General features: G+C 28.8%; 1 protein-coding gene. It reads left to right on the top strand.

The window, feature by feature from the left end:
* Nucleotides 1-1,048, top strand: a 1,048-nt coding sequence (locus AJ930_RS02595; RefSeq protein WP_148122809.1) for a motility associated factor glycosyltransferase family protein, incomplete at both ends; no start/stop codon positions are given.

A 1,048-nucleotide genomic window follows, 5' to 3' on the forward strand; every position in this document is an offset into this window, starting at 1 on the left:
AATTTTTGTTCTAACAAACCTTTCTTTCAATTTTCTAGAATTTATTTTTTAGAACTGATGAGTAATTATTATGAAAAATTTCATGAGGATGTTTTGGAGTTAAATAAAAAGCTAGTGCAGCATTTTAAAGATTCTATTATTTCTCATGGTAATGATTCACTTGATGCCCTTCAAGGCATAGAACAATTTGTTTATAATCTTCCTCAAATGATCACTCATCCTAGTTATACAGAATTACTTTCTAAAAGAAAGAATTTAAGTGATACAGCTATTATTGTTTCTACAGGACCAAGTTTAACCAAACAATTACCTTTATTAAAAAAGTATGCTAATAAAGCTACGATTTTTTGTGCAGATTCTTCTTATCCTATTTTAGCTAAGCATGGTATAAAGCCTGATTATGTACTTTCTTTAGAAAGGATTCCTTTAACTTCTGAATTTTTTAATCATGATTTTGGAGAATTTGATAAGGATGTTTTGTTTGTTTGTGTAAGTTGGGTCTATCCACAAACTATAAAATATCTTCAAAAAAATAATAGAAATTTCATGCTTATTTCAAGACCTTCTGATTTCATTAAAAATGTTAATTTTCATCAATATGGCTATGTAGGCTATGGGCCAAGCGTTGCACATATGGCTTATGAATTTGCAACGCATCTAAGTTGTAAAAATATCATTTTTATAGGACAAGATTTAGCTTATGCTAAAGATGGATTTTCTCATACTAAAGATTATAGCAATCTTGATAAACATGAAGGACATTTTCAAAGAGATAAGGGAAAATTTCAATGTCTAGCCTATGGAGGCAATGGAAAGGTTGAAAGTTCAGGAATTTGGACTATATTTAGATTCTCTTTACAAAATACCATTTCAAGAAATATTATTTCAACCACCTACAACTGTACCGAAGGTGGAGCAAGGATAGAAGGAACTATAGAAAAACCTTTTCTTTGGGCTTGTGAAAATTTACTTCATAAAGATTTAGATAAACCTTTTGAAAAATTAGAACCTTTAAGTTTAAATAAACAAAATGAGTTTTTACTTAAGG

The organism is Campylobacter sp. BCW_6871 (assembly GCF_001762325.1).
Lineage (GTDB): Bacteria > Campylobacterota > Campylobacteria > Campylobacterales > Campylobacteraceae > Campylobacter_D > Campylobacter_D jejuni.